4 protein-coding genes are annotated in these 5,955 nt (G+C 61.4%); 1 reads left to right on the forward strand and 3 read right to left on the reverse strand.

Translation table 11 applies throughout. The annotated features are described in order from the left end of the window. Window positions 1-1,241, reverse strand: a 1,241-nt coding sequence (locus tag ABSG20_RS27450; protein ID WP_423867621.1) for a cache domain-containing protein, incomplete at its 3' end; no start/stop codon positions are given. 206 nt (window positions 1,242-1,447) lie between these two features. Here ABSG20_RS27450 and ABSG20_RS27455 point away from each other — a divergent pair. After that, the gene (locus ABSG20_RS27455; protein ID WP_423867622.1) at window positions 1,448-3,463 is read left to right on the forward strand and encodes a methyl-accepting chemotaxis protein; all 2,016 of its coding nucleotides are present in this window, start codon (window positions 1,448-1,450) and stop codon (window positions 3,461-3,463) included. 707 nt (window positions 3,464-4,170) lie between these two features. Here the strand turns inward: ABSG20_RS27455 and ABSG20_RS27460 are convergent. Both ABSG20_RS27460 and ABSG20_RS27465 read right to left on the reverse strand, forming a co-directional pair. Beyond that, window positions 4,171-4,977, reverse strand: coding sequence for an SHOCT domain-containing protein (locus ABSG20_RS27460; RefSeq protein ID WP_423867623.1), 807 nt, complete (start codon window positions 4,975-4,977; stop codon window positions 4,171-4,173). Between the two features lie 44 nt (window positions 4,978-5,021). After that, window positions 5,022-5,798, reverse strand: a complete 777-nt coding sequence (locus ABSG20_RS27465) for a Fic family protein (protein ID WP_423867624.1) — start codon at window positions 5,796-5,798, stop codon at window positions 5,022-5,024. Window positions 5,799-5,955: the final 157 nt, after the last annotated feature.

Genomic DNA, 5,955 nt, shown 5'->3' on the forward strand with positions numbered 1-5,955 from the left:
TCGCCCTTCTCCCGATGCCGCGTACGGTAGGAGATCCTGGCGTCTTCGGCCTCTCCGCGTTTCAGCGTTGCCACCAGCAACTCGACCCGTGGCAGGTCCTCGTCATTTACTCCGGCAAGCGCAGGGGTCCCGATGAGCTGGTCGGCGCGCCAGCCTACCAGACGCGCGGACGACGGGGAGACGTACAGAAGTCGTCCATCCAGTCCGATCCGCGTCACCATGTCACTGGACCCTTCGGCAAGCAGGCGGAATTCAGTTTCCTTGGCGCCCAGCATGGCGGCCATGCGCTGACGTTCGAGCAATTGGCGTACGATGTAGATACCCATTGACGCGATCATCGCGACCAAAGCGAGGACGATGACAACGCGTATGCGCAATTGCTGTTGCCAGGCCGCAAAAACGTCATCTTGTGCTTTTGTTGCCAGCACCATCACTGGATATCGGTCGCCTCGCTTGTAGAAGCTGAGCCGTTCCACGCCGTCGAGAGGCGACATGAACTGGTAGGCGCCGGCGGAAGCCCGGGAGCCCTGGAAAAGGGGCGTGCTGGCCATGTCGCGCCCGACGTAGCTGCCATCGTCGGGACTGCGCGCAAGGATGATGCCGTCGGCGCTGAGCAGCGTGATGGCGCCATGGGGGCCGACGTCGAACTGCGCATAGAATTTGGCGAAATAGGCGACGTCGATCGTCATCAAGGCAACACCGGCGAAGCTGCCATCGGGATGATTGAACCGCCGCGACAGCGTGATGATCCATTGACCGCCGGACTTGCTGTGGACCGGCTGGCCGATCAGGGTGCCGCCGTCGGTGGACTCGCGGTGGCGTTGAAAATACTGCCGGTCGCTGTTGTTGAGCCCGGCGATATCGACCTTTTCCGTCGTGAGCAGCCAGTGTCCGTCTTCGCCGTAAGCGAACAGACCCCGGATCGGCGACAGCGTCGCCTTCCGAAGATCGAGAAAGGCCTGAAGCCTCTCAATGGCCAGCGGCCCCGTGCCATCCGTTTCCAGGCGCTCTACCATGCCGATCAGGATGGTATCGGCCAGCTGCAGGGTGTCTTCCGCGTGCTGCGTGAGCGAGCGCGCCAGATTGGACATGTCCGCTTGCGCGGTCTCCAGAACGGTATTTCGGGAGACGAATTCGCGCCAGCCGCTCAGCGCCAGAATGGCAACGCAGACCAGCGCAACGAACCCCGCCGCGCGGACGGGAAGATGGCCGCCGCCAACGGCGCGGCGCGAGAATGTCATGGTCGGGGTCCCCCGGACGGGAGACTCCCACATTGATCTTAATGAATTCGAAGAGGATGGGTCTCCGTAATCATACGGCGATCAAAGTTAACGATCGAAGAGTTCCCGCGCTCTAACCTTTGGAAACATTTATCTTTCAACGCAAGGTCAAGTTAATCGCCGACCGTCCCGCGCTGGCCATCTGGCGACTGGCCTGGAGACGCAATATGACAGCACGGGCCTTCAGCCTTCGCGACATCAGCATTCGCACCAAAATAGCGGTCACGCTCGGCGTTCTCGTTCTGACCATGTGTGCCACCGGCCTGTTTTCGGTCGATCGCATCATGCGGGTTCACGAGACGACGGAGCATATCAACACCAGCTGGCTGCCGAGTGTCCGTTACATCGGCGATGTCCGCTATAACATGGCGCGTCACCGCGCCATCATCAGCCGCCATATCATGACCTCCGATCAGGACGAGAAGGCCCAGATCGAGGGCCGCGTCCATCTCGCCGAGAAAAATGTCGAAGACATTCGCAAGATCTATGAGCCGCTGATCGCGACGGCGGCGGAACGCGAAGCCTATGACGCCTTTGTGCAGGCCTGGCAGGCCTATCTCGCAGAGTGTGCCAGGATGCTGGCGATTTCGGCGAAGGGGAATAACGCCGAAGCGATGAAGTTCTTCACTACGGAAGTATCGGGGGTCGGCCTGAAGGCGGAATCGACCATCGAGAAAATCGTCGAGGTCAACCTTGGCGGCGCCAACGCCGCCGAGCAGGACGGGACCGCGCTCTATCTGAGCTCGCGTAATTTCCAGATCGTCTCGATAGGATTTTCCATCCTGTTCGCGCTGGCTGCGGGCTTCTTCCTTACCCGGGGGGTCGCACGCCCGGTCAAGGCCATGACCGAGGCGATGACGCGGCTGGCAAGCGGCGATCTCGATGTTTCCATCCCGGCGGCTGGACAGCGTGACGAAATTGGCCGCATGGCCGATGCCGTGCTGGTATTCAAGCAGCAGGCCATCGAAAATCGGCGGCAGGCCGAGCGTACGATGGTGGCCGAACAAGAAGCGGTCAAACTCCGCACCCAGGCCATCCTCGACATGGCAACCACCGTCGAACGGGAGACCACGAGCGCCATCGAGGCCATCACGGCGACTGCGGGGCGGGTCGACCAAGCCACCCAGGATATGTCGCAGTTTGCATCGTCGGTCGCTGTCGATACGCAGTCGGTGGCGGCGGCCTCCGAACAGGCGCTTGCAAACTCGCAGGCCGTGGCAGCCGCGGCCGAGCAGCTCTCAAGCTCAATTCACGAAATCTCGGCCCAGGTCGCGCGAACCGCGCAAATCACGCAGCACGCGGTCGTCAGCGGTGAGGCCGCCGCCGGCACCATGCGCTCGCTGATGGATGCCGTCAGCAAGGTTTCTGAAGTCACCAAGTTGATCGGGGAGATCGCGAGCCAGACCAATCTTCTGGCGCTGAATGCCACCATCGAAGCGGCGCGCGCCGGCGAAGCCGGCCGCGGATTCTCCGTCGTCGCCGCCGAGGTGAAAAACCTCGCCAACCAGACCGCCAGGTCGACCGAGGATATCAATCGCCAGATCGCGGAGATTCAGTCGGTCACCGGGGCCGCCGTCAGCGCCATGGCCGAAGTCGGCGACCGGGTACGGGAAATCGATGGCGCGACCACGGCGATCGCCGCTGCGATCGAGCAGCAGGGCGCCGCCACCAGCGAAATCGCCAGGAATGTCAGCCAGACCACTTCGGCGGCGCTGGAGGTGTCGGAAAAAATTCAAAATGTGAGCGTCGGTGCCGGGCATGTCAGGGTTCGCGCGGATGACGTTCGCGCATGTATTGCCGAGGTCACCGATGACATCGGCGGTCTGCGGGAAATCCTGGTGCGGGTGGTCCGCAGTTCCACCGCCGATGCCAATCGCCGCATGTCGGTTCGCCACGCGATTTCCGCGCACGGCGAGATTTTCGATCGCGCCGGCAAGCGGCATGTAGGAGAGTTGCTGGATATCTCCGAGACCGGCGCCCGCATCCGTTGCAGCCCGGAAATGGGGCAAGGCGAAGCGGGCACGCTCATGGTGCAGGGCTTTGCAGCCGAGCTGCCGTTTATCGTCCGCGGCAAGAAGGAAGACAGCCTGCATGTCGAACTGCAGCTGTCTGAGCCGCTGTCCGCCTCGTATCTGCAATGGATGAATGGCCGGACCAAATCTGACCTGGCGCGAGCATCCTGAAACATATGCCAATGAATCAAGCCGTCATTGCGAGCCACCGGCTCGGCGCAAGGCGCCGTCCGGTGAGCGAAGCAATCCACAGCCGCGTACGCCGCGCGATGGATTGCTTCGTCGCAAGGGCTCCTCGCAATGACGGTGGAAGATCCCTGGGGATCTGGATTCGCGACGCGCGAGCGCGCGGCCTGCCAAGATGATTTGGTCCCGAAATGATAGGTTTCACGGAACTGGCCGCGAAACCCATCGCGGCGGCGGAATTGGCGGGTTTCGCGAAGGGCTTAACCCACCCTTGTAATAGCGACATCGACTACGACATCGACTCAATATGATCGCATCAAAGAAACGCTCGACTAGCGTCCAGATTTGATTTGGAGCGGCCTGTTTCGACATCACAAAATTCATGCAACATTGCAGGGCGAGTCATAGTCGGGGGGTGAAAATGGGAAGTCTTAGTCTCTGGCATTGGACAATCGTTTTGACGATGCTCTCAGTGCCAATCCCAATCGGAAAGCTGTTACAGAAGCAGGGCCGAAGCTGGGCTTGGGCGCTCTTATATTTCGTTCCGATCTTGAATATTATTTTTCTCTGGGTCTGGGCATTTTCCGACGACAAAAAAAGATAGCGATGATGAAGGTGTCGGAGCCCAATTGGCCGAGCTTCGGGATCATTTAAAGGGGCTGGAAAGCGGCCAGTCAACGAGCGGCACCCGCTCACAACCGGGACAATAGCTCGCTCTTCTTGGCGGCGAACTCCTCCGGCGAGAGAATTCCTTTCTTTTGCAGGTCGGCCAGCCGCTCGATCTTGGCGAAAATGTCGCTTTCCTGGGCGCTCTCGGCACGGGAGGGCTCCGGGGTGGGCGGCTGGCGTGGTTCCGGCGCGGTGCCGGGCACGCCGTCCACCGACAGGACGGGCAAGTTCGAGATACTCACGGTGCCATGTTGGCTGGTAAAGGTGAGCGAGCCTCCGCTCCCCTGCTGCTGGGAAACGCCGCCGATCTCATGGTCGAGCGCGTCGTAGACGGTGACATGGCCGTTCAACTCCACCGCCAGCCGGCGAGCCCCGTTGAAATAGGCATAGCGGACATGGTTCTGCGCGCCGCTGCCATTCGGGAATCCCAGTTCCGCCGGCCACCATTGGCGAGAGGCCTGCCGGGGTGGGTCCGGGACAAACAGGCTGACCGAACCGCCACCCGCGTCGCCGCCCTGATGCAGATTTCCGCCCTGCGACTGCGACTGGAAGCTGGCCGAGAACGGCACGAATGGTTGCTGGGCCAGCAGTTGCGACAGCTCGGAACAGAGACCGTCGACCTTCGCCTTGAGAGCGTAGTTGAACATGTCGCCGACCATCGTCATGCCGCCGCGCATCCACTGGCCGCCACCACCGAGGTCGGCATGGTTGAACTGCGCCATCGTGCCGTTGCTGTTCACCAGCGCCCGCAACAACGTCATCACCGCATCGGTGCCGACCGAGTAGCGTTGCGCCAGTTCGTCGATTCTCTGCCGGCCCTGGTCGGTCAATTGTTGCAAGGGATTTACTCCTGGGCTGATGCGCGGGGCGTTGGTTATTTACGGCCGATCTTGTCGGGAGCGGGTTGCGGAAGCGCCTCTTGCAAGGCGCTCAAGTACTCGACCAAGGTCGCGTCCAGTCGCTCGTGCATCAAACGCTGAAACGGCCGCAAATCGTCGGCGAGCGAGCCGCGTTCCAAGGCGTCGAGATAGGCTTTACGATCTTCTGTTCGCACCGCGATGGGCGGATAGCCTTCGCGGATCAGCAACAGATTCATCAAGAGCCGCGCCGTGCGTCCGTTGCCGTCGCCGAATGGGTGAATGGCCGTCAGGCGGAAATGGGCGTCGAACGCGGAAGCCGGACCCGGCGCAGCCGCTTGCAGCCACGCGTCGAATTCCTCCATGAGCTGGGGAATTCTTGCGGGGTTCGGAAAGATGACGGGCGATCCGGCGATCCTGCGCGGAAGTCGGCTATAGACGCCTGCAAGTGCGGGCTGGCTGCGGGCGACGATCCGGCGATGCAGTTCGCAGACAACCGTTTCCGTGATCGGGGTTGTCGCCGCGGCGAGTTCCCGCACCCACAGCACCGCGCCATAGTGATCGACGGCTTCGAGATGGTCGCGCAGGGATTTGCCGCCGACGGTAATGCCGTGCTCGATGACTTCCGCCGTTTCGCGCAATGAGAGGGCGTTGCCCTCGATGGCGTTCGACGTGTAGGTGAGATCGATGTCGTAGTGCTTTTGCAGTTGGGCCAAGGCAGCCGCCGACAGCGGACGCAAGTGGTCGAGCTGCGCCTTCTTCCGTTCGATGTCTTGGATGAGATCCTCAGGCATGGCTTGAACTTAGCATAGTGCTGAACAGGGGTCATCTTCTATAGGAATGCCGCGCGCAGGTTGCGTTATCGTGTGCGAAAGCCGATTATTCTGCATCGGAATTTCCGGCGCGTAGGGCGCAGCAACCATTAAAAGCGCGGGTGGACATCACGATGAG

Origin of the sequence: Bradyrhizobium sp. (assembly GCF_049512235.1) — a bacterium.
Lineage (GTDB): Bacteria > Pseudomonadota > Alphaproteobacteria > Rhizobiales > Xanthobacteraceae > Bradyrhizobium.

Excerpts from the sequence above, each read along its gene's own strand:
- ABSG20_RS27455 (WP_423867622.1), top strand. The coding sequence starts at position 1,448 with ATGACAGCACGGGCCTTCAGCCTTCGCGACATCAGCATTCGCACCAAA.
- ABSG20_RS27465 (WP_423867624.1), bottom strand. The coding sequence starts at position 5,798 with ATGCCTGAGGATCTCATCCAAGACATCGAACGGAAGAAGGCGCAGCTC.